This is a genomic window from Janthinobacterium sp. BJB304 (assembly GCF_002735765.1).
Taxonomy (GTDB): domain Bacteria; phylum Pseudomonadota; class Gammaproteobacteria; order Burkholderiales; family Burkholderiaceae_D; genus Janthinobacterium.
In genome coordinates this window covers 1-505 of sequence record NZ_PDZN01000061.1, presented here as the reverse complement: position 1 = coordinate 505, position 505 = coordinate 1, and the positions used below count along the sequence as shown (strand labels likewise).

At 54.9% G+C, this 505-nt stretch carries 1 protein-coding gene; it reads left to right on the top strand.

What is annotated here, in order from left to right; translation table 11 throughout:
• Positions 1-78 precede the first annotated feature (78 nt).
• On the top strand, positions 79-505 hold a 427-nt coding region (locus tag CSQ95_RS28940), incomplete at its 3' end, for a nuclear transport factor 2 family protein (protein WP_099412001.1).

Sequence of the window (505 nt, the reverse complement as noted above, 5' to 3'; positions counted from 1 at the left end):
GGCAGGGCGGCAGCCCTGCTTTTATCAACCCTGCCGCGACAGGCAGGATCTAGTTCACCTAACCGTTAAGGTCATATCATGTCATCCAGTAGTGAAATTCGTCCGCCCCTTCCGCCATTCACCCGCGAGTCAGCGATTGAAAAGGTCCGCCTCGCTGAAGATGGATGGAACAGCCGCGATGCGGCAAAGGTTTCCCTGGCCTATAGCCTGGATACCAAGTGGCGCAATCGCGCTGAATTCGCCAATGGCCGCGACGAAGCGCGAGCCTTCCTTGATCGCAAGTGGTCCAAGGAATTGGAATATCGTCTCATCAAGGAACTGTGGGCGTTTACAGGGAACCGCATTGGTGTGCGCTATGCCTATGAATGGTGCGATGACTCCGGCAACTGGTTCCGTTCCTATGGGAATGAGAATTGGGAATTCAATGAAGATGGGCTGATGGCCAACCGTTACGCCTGCGTCAACGATCTCCCCATTAAGGAATCCGAGCGCTTGTTCCACTGGC